This window comes from Halanaerobium saccharolyticum (genome assembly GCF_003053565.1).
In the GTDB taxonomy this organism is placed as follows: Bacteria; Bacillota; Halanaerobiia; order Halanaerobiales; family Halanaerobiaceae; genus Halanaerobium; species Halanaerobium saccharolyticum_B.
In genome coordinates, this window is sequence record NZ_QAXS01000003.1 from 25831 (window position 1) to 48120 (window position 22290).

Annotated in this window: 18 protein-coding genes and 1 riboswitch; of the genes, 2 read left to right on the forward strand and 16 right to left on the reverse strand. The window is 37.3% G+C overall.

What is annotated here, in order from left to right:
• Positions 1-43: 43 nt before the first annotated feature.
• A riboswitch (cyclic di-GMP riboswitch) is annotated at positions 44-128 on the forward strand.
• Positions 129-225: 97 nt separating this feature from the next.
• Positions 226-822 (forward strand): hypothetical protein, encoded by a 597-nt coding sequence (locus tag C8C76_RS01895; RefSeq protein WP_108138137.1) that lies wholly within the window; start codon positions 226-228, stop codon positions 820-822.
• 116 nt (positions 823-938) lie between these two features.
• Here C8C76_RS01895 and C8C76_RS01900 read toward each other — a convergent pair whose 3' ends face one another.
• The 7 genes from C8C76_RS01900 to C8C76_RS01930 all read right to left on the reverse strand — a co-directional run bounded on the left by C8C76_RS01900 (position 939) and on the right by C8C76_RS01930 (position 6381).
• Complete coding sequence (locus C8C76_RS01900; RefSeq protein WP_108138139.1) at positions 939-1952, reverse strand: LacI family DNA-binding transcriptional regulator; 1014 nt, start codon at positions 1950-1952, stop codon at positions 939-941.
• A gap of 226 nt (positions 1953-2178) precedes the next feature.
• The gene (locus C8C76_RS01905) at positions 2179-2778 is read right to left on the reverse strand and encodes a nitroreductase family protein (protein ID WP_108138141.1); all 600 of its coding nucleotides are present in this window, start codon (positions 2776-2778) and stop codon (positions 2179-2181) included.
• 121 nt (positions 2779-2899) lie between these two features.
• A complete protein-coding gene (gene wrbA / locus C8C76_RS01910) occupies positions 2900-3529 on the reverse strand; it encodes an NAD(P)H:quinone oxidoreductase (protein ID WP_108138143.1) in 630 nt (209 codons plus the stop codon).
• 123 nt (positions 3530-3652) lie between these two features.
• On the reverse strand, positions 3653-3844 hold the full coding sequence (locus C8C76_RS01915) for a YgaP family membrane protein (protein WP_108138145.1): 192 nt from the start codon (positions 3842-3844) through the stop codon (positions 3653-3655).
• Positions 3845-3996: 152 nt separating this feature from the next.
• Positions 3997-4737: an ABC transporter permease gene (locus C8C76_RS01920; RefSeq protein ID WP_108138147.1), complete on the reverse strand. Its 741-nt coding sequence runs from the start codon at positions 4735-4737 to the stop codon at positions 3997-3999.
• Positions 4718-5479, reverse strand: a complete 762-nt coding sequence (locus C8C76_RS01925) for an ABC transporter ATP-binding protein (RefSeq protein ID WP_108138149.1) — start codon at positions 5477-5479, stop codon at positions 4718-4720. Before C8C76_RS01925 ends, C8C76_RS01920 begins: the two co-directional genes overlap by 20 nt.
• On the reverse strand, positions 5476-6381 hold the full coding sequence (locus C8C76_RS01930) for an ABC transporter substrate-binding protein (protein ID WP_181248129.1): 906 nt from the start codon (positions 6379-6381) through the stop codon (positions 5476-5478). The genes C8C76_RS01925 and C8C76_RS01930 overlap by 4 nt, the downstream gene beginning before the upstream one ends.
• Positions 6382-6539: 158 nt before the next feature.
• Here C8C76_RS01930 and C8C76_RS01935 point away from each other — a divergent pair, with 158 nt between their 5' ends.
• Positions 6540-7439: a prenyltransferase gene (locus tag C8C76_RS01935; protein WP_108138153.1), complete on the forward strand. Its 900-nt coding sequence runs from the start codon at positions 6540-6542 to the stop codon at positions 7437-7439.
• A gap of 4 nt (positions 7440-7443) precedes the next feature.
• Here the strand turns inward: C8C76_RS01935 and C8C76_RS01940 are convergent, their stop codons facing one another.
• From C8C76_RS01940 to C8C76_RS01980, 9 genes are all read right to left on the reverse strand, one after another.
• Positions 7444-8544, reverse strand: coding sequence for a DUF362 domain-containing protein (locus C8C76_RS01940; RefSeq protein ID WP_108138155.1), 1101 nt, complete (start codon positions 8542-8544; stop codon positions 7444-7446).
• Positions 8545-8699: 155 nt separating this feature from the next.
• Positions 8700-12308, reverse strand: a complete 3609-nt coding sequence (locus C8C76_RS01945; protein ID WP_108138157.1) for a 5'-nucleotidase C-terminal domain-containing protein — start codon at positions 12306-12308, stop codon at positions 8700-8702.
• 178 nt (positions 12309-12486) lie between these two features.
• Positions 12487-13599: a Gfo/Idh/MocA family protein gene (locus C8C76_RS01950; RefSeq protein WP_108138159.1), complete on the reverse strand. Its 1113-nt coding sequence runs from the start codon at positions 13597-13599 to the stop codon at positions 12487-12489.
• Complete coding sequence (locus C8C76_RS01955) at positions 13577-14701, reverse strand: aminotransferase (protein ID WP_108138161.1); 1125 nt, start codon at positions 14699-14701, stop codon at positions 13577-13579. The genes C8C76_RS01950 and C8C76_RS01955 overlap by 23 nt, the downstream gene beginning before the upstream one ends.
• A 192-nt stretch (positions 14702-14893) precedes the next feature.
• The gene (locus C8C76_RS01960) at positions 14894-15736 is read right to left on the reverse strand and encodes a carbohydrate ABC transporter permease (RefSeq protein ID WP_108138163.1); all 843 of its coding nucleotides are present in this window, start codon (positions 15734-15736) and stop codon (positions 14894-14896) included.
• Positions 15736-16602 carry a carbohydrate ABC transporter permease gene (locus C8C76_RS01965; RefSeq protein ID WP_108138165.1) on the reverse strand — a complete coding sequence of 289 codons (867 nt, stop codon included), beginning with the start codon at positions 16600-16602 and terminating at the stop codon, positions 15736-15738. The genes C8C76_RS01960 and C8C76_RS01965 overlap by 1 nt, the downstream gene beginning before the upstream one ends.
• Positions 16603-16667: 65 nt before the next feature.
• A complete protein-coding gene (locus tag C8C76_RS01970) occupies positions 16668-17915 on the reverse strand; it encodes an ABC transporter substrate-binding protein (RefSeq protein ID WP_108138167.1) in 1248 nt (415 codons plus the stop codon).
• A gap of 129 nt (positions 17916-18044) precedes the next feature.
• On the reverse strand, positions 18045-19049 hold the full coding sequence (locus C8C76_RS01975) for a LacI family DNA-binding transcriptional regulator (RefSeq protein WP_108138169.1): 1005 nt from the start codon (positions 19047-19049) through the stop codon (positions 18045-18047).
• 155 nt (positions 19050-19204) lie between these two features.
• Positions 19205-22279, reverse strand: coding sequence for a glycoside hydrolase family 2 TIM barrel-domain containing protein (locus C8C76_RS01980; RefSeq protein ID WP_108138171.1), 3075 nt, complete (start codon positions 22277-22279; stop codon positions 19205-19207).
• Positions 22280-22290: the final 11 nt, after the last annotated feature.

Here is a 22290-nt window from a genome sequence, read left to right on the forward strand (position 1 = left end):
TTATATAGAATTAAGATAAAATTTTTACAAATCTAAAATCAAATATTTATAAGGGCAAAATAATTGAAAGATTATTACGCAAAGATCTGAATCTAAGGATTTTATCTATGATTGTCAGATTTGCCTCAGGTATTTAAGGCCACAGTGATGAAAATTGCTGTGGTTTTTTGTATAAAAATTATAATTAAATCGCTTGGTAGAATTTGCAGCAGGGAGGATTAAAATATGAAAGTATTAGATTTCTTTAAAAAAAGCAAAGAATATAATTTTATTAAAAACAATGATTTAGAGGACTGGTGGAATAACAATTTTAGTGAAAGGGAAAGAAAAAAAATAATCTCTGAAAGTGCATATCTTCTTCAAAATAAATCAAAGAAAACAGCTGCCAGAACACTGTATCTGCTGGCTGGAAATGTAATCACAAAATTTTACAATCAGAATCCAGAAGTTGTAATCCGCATCTTAAATAAGGCAGCTGAATTATCAGATGAGCCAATGGAATTATTTGAAATCCACTCTCAGTTAATTAAACTTTACTCTGATAGAGAAAATGAAGATGACAAAAATAAAGAGAAAATAATTAAGCTCTGCCAAAAACAAATTGCCATCTCTGAAGATGTTCTCAAAATCTTAAAGAACAAAGATCATGAAGCTCAAAAATCCAGTTATCCGGCTCATATTGGTTATCAAAAATTAGCATTAATTAGATTTAGAGAAGGAAATAAAGAAAAGGCTGTTCATTTACTTAAAAAAGCAAAGAAAGAAAATTGGAAGGGTGACTGGGATCAAATCCTGACAGAATTTAATTCTAATAGAGAATAAAATAAGAATCTAATTATAAGTTAATAGTATAATCCAAATCTAAAAAGCTTAGAGGCCTTCTCTTAAAAAGGCTTCTAAGCTTTAATTAATTCTTTTATTATTTAACTCTTTTAAAATTATTTTTCCAGCTTTTTAGTTGAGTTCCGAACTACTAATTCCGTATCAATAATTTCAAATCCTACTTTTTCTTCGTGATTATTAATCAACTCTAAAACCATATCAGCTGCTTCAATTCCCATCTCTTCTTTTTTCTGGCGAACTGTAGTTAGAGCAGGATTTAAATACTGACTGATTTCAATATCATCAAAACCAACAATAGAAAAATCGTCGGGAACACTTAAGCCAGCTTCCTCAATCGCTTTCATTGCTCCAACTGCAATTTCATCACCCATACAAAAAATTGCCGTAGGTCGATTCTTTAATTTTAAAACTTCTTCCATTGCCTGGTAACCACCATCAACACTAAATTTACCCTGAATTATCCACTTATCTTTAATCTTTAAATTTTGCGCTTCCATTTCAGCTCGATAACCTGCAAGCCTTTTTTGAGTAGGAACAGTTATTTCTTCACCTTCAATAACAGCGATTTTTTCATGCCCCAGCTCTGCCAGGTGTCTGACTGCTTTACGAGCACCTTCTTCATTATCAGAAATTATATAAGAAGCTTTTTCATCCGAAATGTCAAGATCTATAAAAACTGAAGGGATTTTAGCCTGCAGCAATTCCTGTAATTTTGGATCGTCTTTAGGCATCCCCATTAAAATAGCACCATCTACATTTCGAAACTGACACTTTTCCAAATAACTGAACTGATCTTCCCAGTTAGCAGAAAATAAAATCATATCATAATTATTTTCTAATAGTCTCTCTTCCAGCCCGGAAATAATTCCTCTAAAGAAAGGATGTTTTACACCACTATCCTGGTGATCTTTAAAGAAGAGCCCGACTAAAAAAGATTTATTTGTTCTTAAAGATTGAGCATTTGCATTTGGCCGATAATTATTTTCCTTAATGATCTTTAAAACCTTTGCCTTTGTTACTTCTCCAATATCATCATAACCGTTCATCACCTTAGAAACGGTTGCAACAGAAACCCCCGCTTTTTTGGCAATGTCTTTAATTGTCAACATTCAGATCATTCCTTTATTTTGATTAAAAGTATTTCCCCTATTTTACCTATATTTATTTTATCATTAATTTACTGAAAATTACAGCTTTATCATCAATTTTTAATAATTTGTCGAAATTTAATCGAAATTGATTTAGTTAATTTAAAAAATCGACAGCAGATCAAGTCTAAATAACCTGACTGCTATCGATTTAAATAGGGTCTCTCTATTAAAATAAATTTTTGACTTATTTATAAACCTCGATTCTCTCCTCTAGAGGTTCAAACTCCTTTTCCTCTGGTTCTTCCACCGGGTTACCAAAAGGCATCTGGGCCACAAAACGCCATTCATCAGGAACATCCCATTCCGCCTTAACATCTTCTTCTATTAATTCTGTATAATGCTGCAGAGATGCTCCCAGACCTTCTGTTTCCAACATTGTCCAGACATTATACTGCAGCATCCCACTCGAGTGCTGAGACCACTTAGGAAAATTATCACTGTAGAGTGGAAATTGCTGCTGCAAGTTTTTCACTATTTCCATATCTTCATAAAATAAAACTGTGCCATAGCCACTGCGGAATCCATCGATTTTTTCTTTAGTTGTGTCAAAATCTTCCTCCGGCACAACCGGGCGCAGATTTGATTCAACAATATTCCAGAACTTATTGTGCTGATCATTAAAAAGCAGGATCACCCTTCCTGTTTGAGAATTAAAAGAAGTAGGCGTGTATTTAACTGCGTGCTCGACTACCTCTTCTACCTTTGCTTCTGGAACAATTTTTTTGTCATCTATATTATAATAACTTCTTCTTGTCTTTGCTGCCTGATAAATATCTTTGACCATTTTTATAACCTCCATTTAAAATTTTGTTATGTAAAAGCCCCGGCTGCGGAGGCCAGGGCTTTTGAGAATATATTGTATTCACTTACTTAGCCGCTTTAAGTTACACCCTTTCAACTTAAATCTATTCTTTGGTAGATTTAATTCCTGCAGCAACTCTGGCTACTCTCTTAGCAAGTCTGCCCGCCATATTCAAATCGGCTTCTACTGGTACTTTACTGCCATCACTGCCAGCAACTGTAGATGGACCATAAGGAGAACCTCCATGATAAGAATCATCACTTAATTCTGGATTCTGTCCATAAGTTGAACCTACAAAAACCATACCAAAATGAATCATCGGCAGCATTGAGCTTAAAATTGTACTTTCCTGACCACCATGAAGTGTATTAGAACTACTCATAATACCGGTTGCTTTATCTTCAAGTTTGCCTCCTGCCCACAGACCGCCAGCAGTATCAATAAACTGTTTAACCTGGGCAGGCATATTACCAAAACGGGTTGGAATACCCCAGACTATTCCATCAGCCCATTCTAAATCAGCTAAAGTTACTTCTTCAACATCTGATTGGGCTTCCTGTGCTACCTGATAAGCATCCTGCCCGGACATTGCCTTTTTGGCAGCCTCCAGTTCAGGTATTTTTCGTAATTTAACCTCATAATTTTCATTTTCTGCAGCAGCGTTTCTGGCTGCTTTTGCCATTTCAAACATGTGTCCATAAGAACTATAATATGTGATTAACAATTTAGTCATTACTAAACCCTCCTGTTATTAGATAATAATTATTAGATTTATTATATCCGAGTTATTTACTCTGGAATCTTCTTAAAAAAATTTATATTAATTATCCCCATTCTACCGGGGATAATAGATTAACTATTTATCTTCTCGAGTATTTATCCCCAGAAGTTTATACAGTGCACACTTTCCTGTCAATCCAGTGTAGAGAGGGATGATTCCTAAAATGCCAAAGTATTTAGCATTTCCTTCTACAAAGAAAAACATTGACAGCAGAACAATACCAAGTATTATTCTGATCCACTTATCAGTTTGTCCAACATTCTTCATTAATTTTTCCCCCTTCAAGTGTTAAATTATTAAACTTAATTTTTATTTACTAATTATAAATTATCATCTAAGCAGACTGATTTCTGTATTATTGATTACATTTAAGTTTGTACCTGGTTAAAGTGATTTTTTTCACTAATATTTCATATTCTTTAGCTCTTCTGCCAGCTGCAGAATCTCTCTTCTAAAAGGTCTATTCCTTTAAAGAGAAAATAACCTAACAGACTGACAGCAATAATGCCGCTGTACATCTTGGCATAGTTGACCATCGACCAGCTGTTCATTATATAATAGCCAATTCCATATTTAACCGCAAAATTTTCTGCAAAAAATAAGACAGCAATACTGGTTCCAATAGTAATTCTTAAAGCAGTAAGTATTCCCGGAAAAACTGCCGGCAGGACCAGATGCTGATAAATATCCAGCCTGTCCATCCCCAGTGAGCGGGCAGAAGCAAAATATTTGCTGTCAATACCGCGTACTCCATCCCGAGTTGTAACTATAATCTGAAAAATTACTATTACAATCAGCAGAATTATTTTAGAAAGATCTCCCAAACCAAATAAGAGCATAAAGACCGGCAGGAAGGCAATTTTAGGAATTGGATACAAAAGATAAATCAGTGGTGCTAAAAACTTATCAATTTCAGGGTGCATTCCTGTTAGAAGCCCTAGACTGACACCAAAAATCAGAGAAATCAGTACTGCAGCTGTAATTCTGTAAAAACTCATTAAAAGATGGGGCAGAATTTCGCTGCTGAAATTGACCAGAAAGACTTTACTAACTGCTGTCGGCGAGCTGATAATTGCTGAATCAATGGTAAAATAAAGTAAATACCAGACAGCTATAATTAAAAACAAGGCGTAAAAGCTATTAAATTTCTGCTTTTTCATCGTTAATTTCCCCTTTTTTATCTAAAGACATTAATCTCCTTAACTTTTTCTGCAGCTCAAAAAAACCTTCTTTTTCTCTCAGATTTTTTTCTCCATAATGTGAGTTTTCTAAAACTGTCACGATTTTTCCCTCTTTGATTACTGCAATTTTATGCCCCAAAAATGCAGCTTCAGCAATATCATGAGTTACCAGCACAAATGTAAAGTTTTCTCGATTTTGAATTCCTAATATTAAATTTTGCATCTCTTCTCTGGTCAGAGCATCAAGAGCTGAAAAGGGTTCATCCATTAACAAAAGATCCGGTTTTAGAACAAGTGAACGCCCGACAGCTACTCGCTGTTTTTGCCCCCCACTTAATTCAGCCGGATATTTATCTTTCAACTCACTAATTTTAAGCCTCTCTAAAGCAGAACTAACCTTTGTTTTTATTTCCTCAGCTGCAGCTCCTCTAACTTTAAGGCCCAATGCCAGATTATTATAAACTGTTTTCCAGGGGAAGAGTCCATAATCCTGGAGAATAACTCCACTCCTATCCCTAATTCCAGCTAAAACCTGAGAATTGATTTTAACGGCTCCCCGATCTGCTTTTTCAAGGCCGGCCAGCAGGTAAAGTAAGGTTGTCTTGCCACAACCGGAAGGACCGATCACAGCAAGACTCTCCCCCTTTTTAACATCTAAATTTATGTTATGTAGAACCTTTTCTTTTTGATAGGCAAATTCTAAATTTTTTACCTCAATCATTGACTGCTGTACTTCCCTTCTATTACCTGATTATAATCTATATTGATTTCACTGCCATCAGTTTTTTCTATCCAGCTGATAACCCGGTTTAAATATTCCTTACTAGGAACTCTTGTCAGATGATATTTGGGCATTGCAATTAAATCCTTGATTTTAACTGGTAAATTCAGATTTTTTATTAAAACTTCTCTGGCCTCACTGTCATCCTGCTGAATTTCTCTAACTGCCTTATTGTAAGCATTATGGAAAGCTTTGAGTTCTGCCTCCTTCTCTGTCAGGGCTTTTTCAGTAAAAATCATTGCTTCCGGCATAAAATCATATTCATTTTTATAAACTCTTTTTTCTAAGCCCTGGAGTTCCGCTGTTGAAGCTAGAGGTTCAGGAATCACTGCCATTTCAAGCTGGCCTGATTTAACCATTTCTAAACGGGCGGGAATAGCAGGAATAAAGGTTTTATTTAGTTTATATTTATCTCCTAAAAATTGTTCTGATAAGAAGTTGGAAACACTTACTTCCATCATTCCAATATTTACTTCCTCTTCTTCCTCAAAATTCTTACTGACTAAAATAGGAAAGCTGCCATCAGTACTGGTAGTTATTTTAACCGGAAAGCCATTATTAACATTATTAACAAAGGCAATTAAGTCAGTCATAGCTCCGTCCAGTTCGTTTGTCTGCAGAGCAGTCTGTCTGTTAACCGCATTTGTATAAACATCAATCTTGATCTCAAGACCTTCATCAGCAAAATATCCTTTTTCCTGAGCCAGCAAGATTGGGGCTGAATCGACCGCCGGCATAATTCCAATTTCGAGCTCCATCTCCTGAGCCGCTACAGTACCAGATAAAAAGATAAGTGAAAATATTAACATTAATAGTGATAAAAAAACTTTTTTCATTTTCATATGTATTCTCCTCCTCAGATTTAAACTTTTTCTATCTTTCATAGTCTATTATATAGTTTTTTGCTCAAATTTCAAAGCTATATTCCAGACTTTTTGCATCTCAGCCAGTATTATGAAATAATATATATGTTAAAAATGTAACGAAAGGAAGTTTTATTTTGAAAATAACTAAATTTTTAAATGAAATCTGGAAGGCATCCCGCCCTCTTTCTTTAACTCTTGCCTTTTATTCGACAACTCTCGGTATGGCAGTTGCTCACCTGGAAGGGAAATTATTCAGCGGAAATTTAGCCTTTGATCTAAAATTAATATTTTTGGCCACTCTGGCCGGACTTTTTGTACAGACAGGAACTAATTTTATCAACGATTATTTTGAATGTGAATACAAAAATCTTCACTTTAGCGATTCTAAAAAGTATAAATTTTTAGGCAAAAAAAGAAATCCCTTTGATATTCTAATTTTTCTGCTCGGAATTTTATCTTTTCTGATAACTGCCCTGCTCGGGCTTTATATTATTTTAATCACAACAAAAAAATTGCTTTTAATTGGTCTGATAGGAATTATAGGTGGTTATGCCTATACTGGTGAGCCGATTGTTTATAAAAAAAGAGGTTTAGGTACCCCACTCTCCTTTGTCCTGATGGGACCACTGATGGTTATGGGAACTCACCTTGCCTTTACCCATTATTATTCCTGGCGCCCGGTATTTTTAGGGCTGCCGATCAGCCTTTTAATCCCTGTTTTAATGCTGAGCAATGAACTCAGAGATTTTGAGCGCGACAGTTCACTGGGAATCAAAACTCTAACTGTCAGAATAGGTTTTAAACGAGCTAAATTTCTTTACCTAACTCTACTCAGCAGTTCCTATCTTTTGACCATACTTTTTGTATTTTTAAATCTCTATCCACTAACAGCACTTTTAACTCTGCTGACAATACCGCTGGCATTAAAGGCTTATCAAAATGCTGCCAGGGCAGAGAAAAAAGGAGTTCCTATAACCAATCAGCTTCACCTTAGTTTTGGCCTAATTCAGCTGCTGACATTATTTTTATCATAAAATACTAGACCCGAATATTATAATTTTCAGCTAAAAAATCTAAAATATCTCTAGCTGAAGGGGGACAGCCGTTAACAAATTTATCTGCTCCACTGCAGCAGCTGCCTATTCCAATCCCTGAAATTTTTTTGCCCTGATAGCCATGCCCGATCTTGATCATACCTGCAATTTTGTCCAGCTGCCCGCTCTCTTCTATTCTTTTTAAAGCGTGGATTAAACTGCCATAGCAGGCTGAGCAGGCATCTTTTGCTTTGACCTTTGCTGCTAGCTTTTTTAGTTTTCGAGAAGAATAATCTATCTCTGCTGCCTGATCCTGATTTAACTCAATTATTTCAGCCCTAGATAAATCTTCACTGCCAACTCCAATTTGGGCTGCTATTTCAATATATTCTACCTCTGCTGCAGAATAGCCCAGCAGTTCAGCTGCATAGCTGTCTGCTAAAACTGGATCCTCGGCAGCGATAATCCTATTCATCTTGACCGGATTTCCACCTTCTTCAAAATCGAGGTCACCATAGATTCCATCTATAATAATCAAATCCTGTTTTAAAAGTTTATTTAAATAAGCTATTGGCTGATGTAGTCCCTGCCGATGAAATTTCCTCTTCTCTCTGTCTGAAATACAGCCTTTCAGATTTTTCAAAGCACAGGTTATATTTGTCTGACAGTGGCCCTTCAGCACCGGCAGATTAATCAGATAATCAGCAGCTAATGCTTTTTCAGCTATCTCAATCTCCAGCCCCTGATAAGTCTTTTTGATAAAATTATCATCTTTTAAATTGTATAATGGAATATCATATTTTTGAGCAAGTTCCTGATAGCCGCAAACTTCAAAGGCTTTATCTGTATCTGCTCCCACCCAGGAACTCTCAATAATCATCAAATTATTAAACCCTTTATTTTGCAGATATTCAATAACCCCTGCTGCGAGCTCCGGATCAGTGGTTGCTCCCTTTTCTGACTTAGTAGCATTAATCAAATTGGGTTTTAAAGCAATTAAACTATCTGACTTGAGTTTACGTTCTGGCTTTATTTCGTTAAGCAGCTCTTTGGCCATTTTTCTAGCCTGATCACCATAATTAATCAGCAGTTGATTTTTCTGCATAAATCACACCTCACTTCTAACATCATTATAATACTTTTACTTTCAAATTCAAGTGATTAATTTCACTATAACCAGGTCCAAAAGAGTGAAAAAGGACAGCACCCCCGATTAAAAGGATGCTGCCCCAATTAAAGTTGATCCACTTATTATTTTATTTAAGCAGCATATCTAATTCTTAGAGCTGCTGACTGATCAACTTCAGTTACTCTTTGAGCTGGATCTACCTTAATTTCTTTCAGCTCACGCAGATGCTCAATTAGAGCATCTCTAACTTTAATATATTGCTCTGTAAAGTCAACTTCAGTAAAGGTAGCAAATCCGTCTCCACCTTCAGCTAAGAAGTTATTGGTAGCTACTGTATATGTCTGATCCATTTTTAGTGGAGTTCCATCAGGAAGACTTACAGAAACTACTCTTTCATATTTAGGCTGATCTGCGTCATACTCAACCCTTAAACCGGAATGCTGAAGCATTCCCTTATCAAAGGTAAAGCTCTGCTCTAAGATAGAGACAATCTGCTCACCTGTCATTTCTCCTGTTACAATTGTATTACCAAAAGGCAGGAGCTCGTAGATATGACCAACATTAACCTCACCCTGAGGTAGATCAATTCTTAACCCACCTGGATTCTGGAAGGCTATATCAGCATCTACTTCCTGAGCCATTGCATCTGTTGTCAGAGCCCCAACCTTAGAAATAGTGTCATAACTGCTGACTAACTGTTCCTCAGTTTCAATTAGAACTTCTGACATTATTGGTTCTAATTCCTTCTGATATTTTCTTACCATTTCAGCTATTTCGGGGTCTTCCTTGATTTTAATTACACTTTCTCGAACTGGGTGGCTCATTGGTACTGCATTATAAACTCTGCCTGTTTCCTTATTAATAAAGAATCTTAAGTTTCCGAGTTCTCGTCCGTGCTTATAGGCTTCTACAATTGGATTGCCGTTGACAACAGCTGTTACTGTATGGTGGCTGTGACCGCCAACAATACCATTTACGTCTACTTTTTTAGCTGTTTCCACTAACTCTCCGCTTACTTCACCACTTTCATAATCTGTTGTACCTGGAAGGTGGCCGACAACTATGACTAATTCGGCTCCCTGATTTTTCAGCTGAGCACTGTACTTCTCAATTGCAGCTGCCGGATCAGTAAATTCTAATTCGGCAATATTAGAGGGCATTGTAGTTCCTTTTGTATCTGGAGTTGAAATTCCGATAATACCAATTTTCACTCCATCTGCAGGAATCATTCTTGTAGGCTCTGCCCACTCTACTAGTTCACCAGTATTTTTGTTAACTATATTTGCAGCCAGCATTGGGAAATATGTCTGCTTGTTGATTCTTTTAAGTTCTTCAATTCCCCAGTCAAATTCGTGGTTACCAACTGCCTGAGCCACATAGCGGGCCTCATTCATAAATTCAATTACAGGTTCTGCGTTATTTAAACTGGAAATTGGAGTACCCTGATAGGCATCTCCACCATCAACTAAAATAGTACCTTTGCGGTTGGCACTGCGGTAGTGTTCAATTGCTCCCATCAGCTTGGCAGCCCCTGCTTCATAGCCTGCTTCTACCTTACCGTGGAAATCATTAGTTGAAAGCACATCAATCTGCCTGTAATTGTTGTGGGCTCTGTAGAGTAAGGCTGACATTTCTCCCATTGTCATCTCTGCCTTTGGAGCCAGCATATTATCTCCGCGGCCGACTAAGAGTCCCATTTCTACTGCCAGAGCAACTCTATCTTTATCATCTAAATTTCTGGTTATTTCTGATCTATCATTAAATTTATCCAGAACAGATAAATCAGGCATCTCAGCAATTCTCATCGCCTCGATTAACATTGAAGCAGCTTCTTCTCTAGTTAATACCATTTCTGGATTAAACTGCTCAGTATTTTCGACCAGACCTGCCCTTAAAGCAGCTTCTGCATAAGCGAGGTCTTCTCCTTCTAAGTCGCTAAAGCTTGCTTCTTCAACTTCAGCTGGAATATCATAGTTGAACATTCTAACCAGAGCCTGAACCAGCTTCATCTTTGTCAGCTCATCTCTTAAATTAATGCTCTCTGCATTCCAGGAGCGGTTAATTGAAGGGATTTCCAGTATATCATTATTAACTAAGGTTAGTGCTTCCTCTCTTTGTGGATGATCTAAGTCAGCACCAACAATTTCCCAGTTGTTGTCAACTAATGGTCTGATTTCTTCCTTCTGGTCTATATACTCAATGATCATTTCTCTAATTCCCTCTTCAGACTTGTAATAAGGATCATTTGAGATTATGCCATCAGAGTTTAAACCACTGTAGCGGTAGTTATTTAGGGCAAGTTTAAATGTCTGATCATCTCTTACCGGCTCTCCCTCAAATCTTAAATCTCTGATTCTGTTTCCAACCGGTTCAGAAATATCAATTTTGTAGTCAATACCCTGGAACATATCATAAGCATAACCGCGAATTTCTGGATCAAAACTAATAGTAATATCTCCAGGCTGATATGTGTTATAATAAGCAACAGTTGATTCTAAATAATTCTTAAGTTCTTCACCTGTTATTTCAACAGCATATAGTGTGTTGCTGTATTTATATATTCTGGCTGCATCCTTGATTGATACTGGACCCTGATTAATAGTTGAGTCAGCTACAAATAGGGCCGCAGAAGAAATATCAGCACCTGTATTTTCTAACTGAACTCTATTAATTAAATCAAGAACTGCTGTATCCTGAACCTGAGCAGCAGGGATACCTGCTACCGGATCTTCAGGAGTGAAATCGCCGGTTGCATAGCCAATAGGAGTATTTACATATTCTACAACTTCATTGTGATAGGGCTCAGCAACAGCCAGAGTTTCTGGATCAGCTTCATAATCTTCAGCTTCTAAGTGTACTCCCTCTTTACTGGCAACAACCCATTTGCCATTTTCCTGAGCTAGAGTCATTTTAATTTTTGAAGCCTGTTCTCCTGCATCTTTGGCTGCCATTACCAGCACACCATTAACTATTTCATTGACTGGATCGTGATCATGACCTGTAATCATTAGATCAATCTCTGGATTATTTTCTGCTACTTTGCGCGCCTGATCTCCACCACTTGGATCATGACGGCCTTCCAGACCGGAATGGACTAAGGCAATTATAATATCTGCTTTTTCCTCTAACTCCGGTATATATTCAGCAGCTGCCTGATCCATATCTTTAAATTCTAATGAATCTACCTTGTCTCCATCCCAGATAGGAATATTGGTAGTAGTTAAACCTAAAATACCGATCTTTACACCATCAATTTCTTTGATAGTATAAGGCTGAGCAAAAGGCTCACCTGTTTCTCTGACTATAGTATTGGCAGAAAGAATTGAAAAATCAGCATCAGCTAAAATTTCCTGCTGAGTTTCCAGACCAAAGTTAAATTCATGGTTTCCCAGAGTCATCGCACTATAGCCCATATGATTCATAACTTTCATCATCGGATGTACTACATCGCGGCGGTCCTTAAAAAGAGCTGTCAGTGTGTTACCCTGAATGGTATCACCTGCATCTAATAAAAGAAGGTTGGGGTTTTCTTTTTTTGCTTCTTTAACCATTGAAGCAATTTTTGCAATTCCTATATCATCTGCTTCACCGATCTTATAGGACCAGGGATAAATGGCACCGTGGATATCACTGGTTGCAATCACCGTTAATTCTTTTGCCGAAATAATTCCTCCCATGAGCATAATAAAACTCAAAGCCAAAATTACTGTCAGCATTAACTTTTTCTTCTTAATAAACAATCTAAATTCCCCCTCATAAAATTTTTGATTAAATAAAAATATTCACACTTTTCTAAATTAAAGCGCTAAATATTTCTATTTATGCTATTATTTATTTTATTCTGTATAAAAGTGAAAACTCCTGCCTCAAAATACAGCAGGAGTTAAATAATATTGAAATTTTTAAATAATATTAAAATTATTCAAATTCAGCCCAAATTTGTTTTTGGGTGATAATTTTCTTATTTTCAGCAGCTGCCTCCTTTATTTTTAAGGCTAAATACTGATCCTGAGAAGCTTCTGCTAAGGAATAAAAACTTTTCCCGCTTGCTAAAAATTTATACATTCTGACTAAAGCTTCCGCGACTGCAATTTCATCATCGGAAAATCTGGCCGGCAGAAATGGATTTTGATAAAGCCAATCTTCTCCACAGGTAATTCCCTTAAGATAAAAACCTTCCAGATTTTGATTAATACCAGCTTCCACTCTTTTTAAGTCTAACTCAACTGGGCTTTGATAATCCTTTAAATATTTTAAAGTTGAGTTTTTTATCTCACCTTCAGTACCCCTGATTAAAATTTCCTGGGATCTAATCCAGGAGCGGTGCTGACCACGCTCAAAATCATAGACTCCCAGTTTGCCGTCAAAGTTTAAAAAAGCAAACTCATGGCTTTTACTCACAATTTCCTTTTTGTCAGGCAGCCCAGAGCGGTCAGGACCTTTTACTACAGGCTCTTCAAAAAATCTGGCTTCAATTTCGGCGTTTTCAAATTTAATCCCTAATGCTTTTCTGAGCAAACTAACTGCATGATAGCCGTGGCTAATTGAGACCCTGGCATAATTAACTTCTCCCAGTCGGCCAGAATCAGCAAGCTTATAAATTGCCTGATGCAGAGGCTGCAGGTGATACTGTTCTGCTATCTGAATTGGATAATCTTTACCCAATTTTTGATTTAATTTAATCAGCTCAGCCAGATTAGCTGCTGGTGGAGTTTCTGCAAGAATAGGAATCTCAAATTCAACCAGCTTTAAAATCACCTCAGCAGCTGCCTCTTTGCTGATCGAAAGCACTACAAAATCAGGACTTTCAGCCTGCAGCAGTTCTTCAGCTGACTGATAGGCTTTAAATCCCCATTTATTTCTAATTTCTTCGCGTTTATCTTCCCTACTGCTGACTACTCCTGCAAGCTGAAACTGCTCTGGCAGAGCTCTGGCAATTCTCAAGAAAAATTCTGCCCGCCAGCCGATTCCAATTACTGCAAAGTTAATTTTTTTAGGTACCGGGTACTTAGAATTTTTTTCCATTTTCATCTAAAAACTCCTTTAATAAAGCCAGACCAGCTTTTAACTCTTTTTCATTACCTGCAAAACCAATTCGGAGAAAATTTTCTCTGCCAAAGGCAATCCCGGGCACTACTAAAACTCCCTTTTCTTTAAATAATTTCTTGGCAAAAGTTTCAGAATCTAAATCCAGCCTGTACTTTAAAAAGGCAGTTGTACCTCCATTTGGCTTAACATATTCCACCAATTCTTCATTCTGAACCCAGCGGTCCAGAATCGCAAGCTGCTTTTTTACTTTAGTTAAATTTCTTTCGATTATCTTATCTTTATTCTCCAGAGCAATAGTAGAAAGATAATCAGATATCATTCCATTAGAAATTGTCGTATAATCCCGATGCAGCTGACAGAGCTCAATCACCTCTTTCGGTCCAGCAATCCAGCCCATTCTTAAGCCGGCCAGAGAAAAAACCTTGGACATACTGCCGACACTGATTCCTTTTTCATAGAGATCAGCAACCGAAGGTATCTTTTCTTCCAAATCAAAACCGCGGTAAACCTCATCTGCTAAAAGGTAGGCATCAGCATTTCTTGCTATTTCAACTATCTTTTCTAAAATTTCTCTCTTCATCACTACTCCAGAAGGATTATTGGGATTGTTGATTGCTATCAGTTTTGTCTTTTCGCTTATCAGGGACTTTAATTTTTCTAAATCCGGCAGGAAACCATCTTCATACTTTAAATCCAGCTTTTTAACCTCACCTCCAAATGATTCAGGAATAGAATAAAGCTGCTGGTAAGTTGGAAAGACTGAAACAACTTCATCTTCAGACTCAACTAGAGAATATAATAATAAAAAGTTGGCGCCAATTGCCCCGTGGGAGGGTAAAATATTTTCCGGCTTTACACTTTCATAAAGGCTGCTCACACCTTTTTTGAAAGCAGCTGAACCTTTGATATCTCCATATGTAAGCTGCATTTTTTTGATCTCTGCCAGCCTGGCAGCCGGATCATCACTGAAATTTATAAGCTCTTCTACTGTCAGAGATTCCACACAGGTTTCTGCAATATTATATTCAGCATCCATCTCATACTCGTTCATCCACTCTTCTACTCTAAATGGTGCTATTTTCATCTACTTCCCCTCCATTTTGTGAATTAATTCTTCTGTACCCGGTTCAAAACATCCTTTTTGAACCGGGTACCAACCAACTTAATTTTATCAGATAAAATAGAAAAACTCCACCGGCTTAAATCCAGCAGAGTTTCCCTCTTAATAAGGGAGGTAAAAATTTCCAAGTACCCGGTACCTGCAAGGTACCTGTAATTACTTTCCAGAACCCATTGTCAGGCCGCGGATAAAGTATTTCTGTAAGAAAACAAAGACTACAATTGTTGGGATAGTAGCCAGTATAGCACCAGCCACTAAAACACTCCAGGAGGTAATAAAATTACCCTTAAGTGTTGCCAGTCCGGCAGTTACTGGTTTAAATCTATCATCGCGCAGTAAAACCAGTGCCCAGATATAATCATTAAAAATCCAGGTAAACTGCAGAGTCCCCAGCGCCGCCAGAGCCGGAAGCGAAAGCGGAATGTATATTTTATAGAAAATCTTAAATTCTGAAGCACCATCAATCCTGGCTGCTTCGGACAGTTCCTCCGGAATGGTAATCATATAGTTTCTCAAAAAGAAGGAACAAAAGCCCATCTGGAAAACAGTGTGGATCATAATCAAACCCCAGTAATTATTATAGATTCCCAAAAAGTTGCTCAACCTAAAAACTGGAATTAAAAGAATCTGAAAGGGAATCAGCATTCCAGCAACAAACATTAGATAAATAAACATGTTGCCCTTAAATTTATATTTGGCCAGGGCAAAACCAACTAGAGAAGATAAAGCTAAGGTCCCAAATAAGGAAGGGATGGTAATAATGAAACTATTTTTTAAGTAGGTATTTAAATTTCCGTCTGACCAGGCTGTTGCAAAATTACTGAAAGTTACATTCTCAGGCAGACTCCAGAATCCATTATTCATAATATCATCCATTGTTCTAATTGAAGTCAAAAACGCCCCAAATACAGGCAGCAGCCAGACTATAGTAAATAAGAGTAGGGCAGCAAAAATTACTGCATGTTTGATTCTTATTTTCTGATGAATTGATAACTGCATTATTCGAGCTCCCCTTTCCTGATCTGGCGTAGATAAATAACTATAAAGATAAACATAATTGCAAATAAGACTACAGCAATTGAGGCACCATAACCCATATTATAATTCTTAAAGGCTTCATTATACATATAATGTGCTAAAACATTGGTGGTATTAAAAGGTCCACCTCTGGTCATCATGCTGACAAAGTCAAAAGCTCTTAAAGACTGAATCATCGTAATTACAATTACAATTACAGTTGTCGGCTTTAAAAGTGGCAGCAAAATATAACGAAATCTCTGCCAGGCTGAAGCTCCATCAATCTTGGATGCCTCAATAACTGTAGGTGAAATTGCTGTTAGACCTGATAAAAATAAAAGCATTACATAACCGGTATGCCGCCAGACTGCTGCTCCAATAATCGCATATAAAGCTGTATTGGGATTACTAAGCCAGCCCCTGGTCAAACTCTCCAGCCCAATATAGGTTAAAGTATTATTTAAAAGTCCACCCTGCGGCTGATAGATCCAGGACCAGATCAGACCAATAACAACCGGTGCCAAAATCATCGGTGAATAAATAGCTGCCTTATAACCTCTGGCCCATTTAATTTCTTTGCTTAATAAAATTGCTAAAAATAGACCCACACTAACCGGAATAGCCATAAAAATAACCAGCCATTTAACATTATTAACTAAAGAAGTATAAAATATAGGATCATTAAATAAGTCCAGATAATTCTTTATCCCCTGAAACTCTGGTGCTGTTAAGCCATCCCAGTTGGTTAAACTTAAATAAATTGTATAAATTGTTGGCCCAATTACCCAGACTGAATATAAACTTAAGGGTATAGATAAAAATGCCCACGGTATATACTTTCTTTTCAAAATAACACCTCCAAAAAATCTTCACCTGTGAGGTCGCCTGACCCCACAGGTGAGATCTTGATTATTTAGTCATTGATAAAGTTCTGACGATGTGCTTCCATTTCTTTCATGATATTTCTGTAATCTTCTGGTGAATACCAGAATGCCATTAAAGAGTCCATTGTTTTATCAGCAAGTTCTGGATCCATATCACGATCATAGAACTGAGCTAATTCATCTGTTTCATCAATCATCTTTCTACCTTTATTTGTTAGATCATCATATACTTCATCATCCATATTTTTATTAGTTACCAGACGGCCTAAGTCTTCAGCAAATAAGCGCTGACCTTCGACTGAGCCAAGGAAGGCAATAAAGTCTTTTGCCAGTTCTGGATGCGGAGCTTTAGCGGGAACCATAAAACCATCTGTAGGCAGATCTTCGGCAACCGGTACATCTTCGTCAATAATTGGGAAGCGGAAGAAGTTAAGATCCTGAGCAACCTCTTCGGAAGTTGCATCTAAGATAAACTGTCCCATCAGATACATAGCTGCATCTCCTCTAGAAAGGAACTGTAGACCCTCCTGCCAGGAGTAGGCTGCAGCATTTTCTACAAAATAGTCATTTTCGATTAAGTACTTCCACTTTTCAAAGACATCTGCAACTCTCTCATCTGTAAATGGAATATTACCGGCCATTAATTCTTTGTGGAATTCAGCTCCGTTGATCCGCATGTTGAAATAGTCAAAGAAAGCGGCGGCTGTCCAGCGGAATTTAGTACCGATAGCAAAAGGTGTAATTCCGTTTTCTTTTAAAGTTTCTCCTACTTCCAGGAATTCATCCCAGGTTTCTGGCTCTTCTAAACCATATTCTTCAAAAATTGACTCTCTGTAGAATACAGACCACCAGTAATAGTTATGGGGTAAGAAGTAAGCTTTATCATCATAAACACTGATACTCTGGAATGCCTTTGGAAACTTTTCATAGAAGTTTTCTTCTTCCCAGACATCTGTAATATCCATAACCAGACCGCGGTCTACAAAGTAACCAGCTCTATTGCCAGCAAACCAGCTGAATACATCTGGTGGATTATCAGATGTTAACCAGACTCTAATTGCCTGCTTAAAATCTTCGTGAGCTGTTATGTTCAGTTCAACATCAACATCAGGATTCATTTCTTCATACTGAGCAACCAGTTCCTGCATTGCTTTTCTTGGCGCCGGATCACTGGTATAGGTGTTTACAACCAGAGTATCCTGAGCTGCCGCAAAGAAAGACAGTGCCATAACCATCACTAAAGTAATTGTAATAAGTGAAAAATTCTTAAAATTCATTTAAAAATAACCCCCTTTTGATTTTTAAACCCTTAATTTAAACGTTTTAAATTAACTTTAAAATATCCCTCCTCTCAAGTACCAACTTAAGTAACGGGTACTTGTAAATTTTTGGAGCTTTTATTTTAGCTAAGCTTTCCGACTAGAATCTCTAATTACTAATTCTGTAGGAAAGATAAAAAACTTTTCTTTTGGACTAAGAGTTTCTCCAGCTATCCTCTTAAGCAGTATTTCTGCTGCTTTATCTCCCATCTGGCTGACCGGTATATTTACTGTGGTCAGAGAGGGATTATAGAAATTTGCCATTTTAATATTATCAATTCCAACTACAGATATATCTTCTGGAACTTTAACTTTCTCAGCAATTAAAGCCTGAATTACACCAATCGCCATTTCATCATTTAAACAAACTACAGCCTCTGGTTTATTGTCTCTGGCAGCTATTTTTTCGCCAACTGTGTAGCCACCTTCCATTCTTAAATAATCATAGTATATATTTTCTTCTTTAAGCTCCAGTCCATGCTTCATTAAAGCACTTTTAAAACCATTTAATCTTTCTACACTCTGACCAGCAAAAGCAAGTTCTCGGTGGCCAAGTGAAATCAAATAGTCAGCTGCCTGATAAGCAGCATGGTAAACATCACTTTTAACAACTGGAATCAAATCATGATCTACTCCATCACGGTCAACATAAATAACTGGTATATTTTCTTCAACCAGTTTGATAATCAAGTCGTTGTGCTGAGCCATCATATCTCCTACACAGGCAAATATTGCACCATCAACCTGGCCAGAGCGAAACATATTGATATACCTTAATTCTTCTTCACTCTGATAGTCAGTACTGCACAAAATAACATTAAAGTCCTGACTGCGCACATAATCCTTAATCGCCTGGGCCAGCTCGGCAAAGAAAGGGTTAACCACCTCAGGTATAACCAGTCCAATAGTTTTAGTTGACTTTTTTACCAGTGCTCTAGCCCTCGCATTGGGGACATAGTTTAGTTCATCTGCTATTTCTTTAATTCTAATTTTGGTATCTTTATTTACTTTGTTACTGTCATTTAGTGCTAGTGAGACAGTTGCCAGTGAAACTCCTGCTTTTCTGGCAATATCATTTAAAGTTACAGCCATATAATCGCCCTCTTTTAAAACGTTTAAATTAACATATTTATATAATAACAAATTTTCATACAATTTGCAAGATTAAATATCAAATTCTCTGAATTTATTCTTAGTATTTTGAACCTGGTCCAAATAAGCTCATTTGAACCAGGTTCAGATTAATTTTAATAGTCAATCCCTTTAAAGTTAATCTCAAATTCGAATTCCTTTACACTTAATTCATATTTCTTTAAAGCCTTAGGACCACAGGATGTACTTCCGAGACCACGATTTTTATGAATTAGCTCCAGATAAATCTCATCCCGGAACGGAAGCTCACAATCATGGTGGGCCATCTCCAGATCAGCTTTACTGTAACAGTGAGCGGTAAAATCAAATTCTTTTGAATTAAAAAACTCAATTCCAGCTCCTACTTTATTATTCAACTTCAACCATTTATTGTCCGAACGATTACCATTATCCTGTGGATAAACATAAGGAGTATGAAGTTCACCCACTTTTTTAGTAAAGAGATCAAAATATGATGCTCTTTTGCTGTCCGGATAGGATTCCCCCGGTCCTCTACCAAACCAGCTTAGATTATCTAGATCCTGGCTTAATTCCAGCTCCAGCGCAATTCTGGGTAGAGAATGGTCTTTTTGATCTTTAAATTCTCCAGCTGTAACTATTTCTACCTCACCATTATCATAGATTTTATAATCCAGTTCAGCCTTAATAATTAAATCTTTCGCAGCTGGCGCAATTGTATAGAGGCTTTTGATCAGTACATAATTTTCTTCTGCTTCAACAACTTTTATTTCGTCCAAGCGCTGCCTAAATTTATCGATTCCCTGTTCTTTCCACTCAGAAGTATAGTTATGAGTAATATCAGTATTATCATTATCGATAGGAGCCCGCCAGAAACTCAACTCCGGTCCCCGCTCAATCAGACTCTTACCGCGGTAAATATATTCACTCAGCTTACCGCTTGCCTTATCAAAGAAAACACTGAACTCATTACCCTCTACTTTTATATAAAGATCGCTTTCTCTCAAATCTAGCGCTTTATTTTTTAAGTGTTTATGAGCAGGATGATACAGTCTGTCAAAAATAAAAGGAAGTTTAAACTGCTTAAATGTTATCTCATGACCGGCTTCTGCCCAGCTGCTTTTATTGTTTAAAACTATAGAAAAATTGAGATAGCTGTCTGCAGGCAGATTGTCCTCGATCTCTCTTCCCTTCTCTTCAATTATTAATTCCAGGTCATCTAGCTTCAGTCCTTCAACTCTAAACTCCCCAGTTTCTCCAGCTTGAAGCTCAAACTTCTGACTGCCGCTTTCAATGACAATCCCACCAGTTTTTACTTCCCAGTTCAGCTTATAATCTGAGCTGTCGATAAAATCAAATTGATTCTCTATTTTAACTTTAGCCTCTTTAAAATTAAAATCACAAATTTTAAAAGGAGCCATTACATATTTATATTCAGTTAAACCGGGAGAAGGAGTGCGGTCAGGAAATACCAGGCCATTGATGTTAAAGTTCTTATCATTTGGCTGGTCACCAAAATCGCCACCATAAGTATAACAGATCTCTCCAGCTGAATTTTCAACAGCTATTCCCTGATCCAGCCAGTCCCAGATAAATCCTCCCTGAGCTGACGGATATTTATAAAATACATCCCAGTACTCTTTTAGTTCACCGGGGCCGTTACCCATCGCATGAGCATATTCACATAAGATGACCGGTTTTTCTCTTTTTTGAGCCAGTTCTGCAGTCTTCTTAATTGTCGGATACATCGGACCAATAATATCTGCAACTTCCTGCTTGCGGTCACCCTCATAATGGATTGGCCTTGTTGGATCCAGTCTGCGAGTTAACTCCGCCATACTGCGGTGGTTATCACCAAAACCGGACTCATTACCTAAAGACCAGATGATTATTGAAGGATGATTTTTATAATGCTCAACCATTCTTTCCATTCTGTCCAGAAAAGCTCCCCGCCAGTCCTCTGAGTCAGCCAGTTCATCCCAGCGGCCAACCGGCTCCATACCGTGACATTCTATATCGGTTTCAGCCAGCACATAAAGTCCGTGTTTATCACAGAGTTCATAAAAATAAGGATGGTTTGGATAGTGGGCTGTACGGACAGCATTGATATTATGTTTTTTCATTAGTAAAATATCTTCTTCCATTTTTTCGCGGCTGACTGCTCTACCGAGATCAGGATCGAAATCATGACGATTAACTCCCCTAATCATCACTGCCTTACCGTTGACCAGCAGCTGAGCGTCTTTGATTTCAACTGTTCTAAAAGCAGTCTTCTGCCTGATAGTCTGAATTTTTTCTCCAGCTGGATTTAAAAGCTTAATCTCCAGCTGATAAAGGTATGGATTTTCTGCTGACCAGGCAGCAGGTTCAGCAATCTCCAGTTCTGTCTTAAATTTATTCAGTCTTTTTTGTTTCAGCTCCGGTAAGTCAATAGTTTCAGCTGCTGCTCTTACTCCCTGATCATAGAGAGCTATTTTAATCTTTGAACCCTCAGGAATATATTCCTGGTAGGAAAGCACCTCAAAATCACAATTTAAAATCCCCAGCTCCTGCTTTCTTTTAAATTCACTTTCAATTTTAAAATCTTCAATTTGATAAAAAGGTTGAGAATAAAGGTATACATCACGATAAATTCCGCTCAGCCACCACATATCCTGGTCCTCTAAATAACTTCCATCTGACCACTTAATAACTTTAACTGCAAGCAGATTTTGACCTCCATAATTTAAATGCTCAGTTAAATCAAACTCTGCTGCCAGCCTGCTCCCCTGACTGTAACCAATATACTCGCCATTAAGCCAGAGATAAAAGGCTGAATCAACGCCCTCAAAACGGATTAAGTTCTGCTCTCCCTCCAGGTCAGGACTCAAATAAAACTCTCTGCGGTAAAGCCCGGCTGGATTTTCGGAAGGAACTTTAGGCGGTTCTACCGGAAAAGGATAATTAACATTGGTATAATGTGGTCTATCATAACCTTCCAGCTGCCAGTTAGAAGGAACAGTAATCTTATCCCAATCTAAAGTAGAAAAATCTTTTCTGTAAAAATCCAGCTGATATGTATTATGATTCTGCAGGTATTTAAAATCCCACTCCCCATTTAAAGATTGAAAATTATAATCAGTCAGAGTTTCCTGATCTAAAAAGAAAATACGGTTTGCATGGGGGAGACGCTTATTAACTGCATAAATATTTGGATCTTCCCATTCTCTCATTTAACTCACCT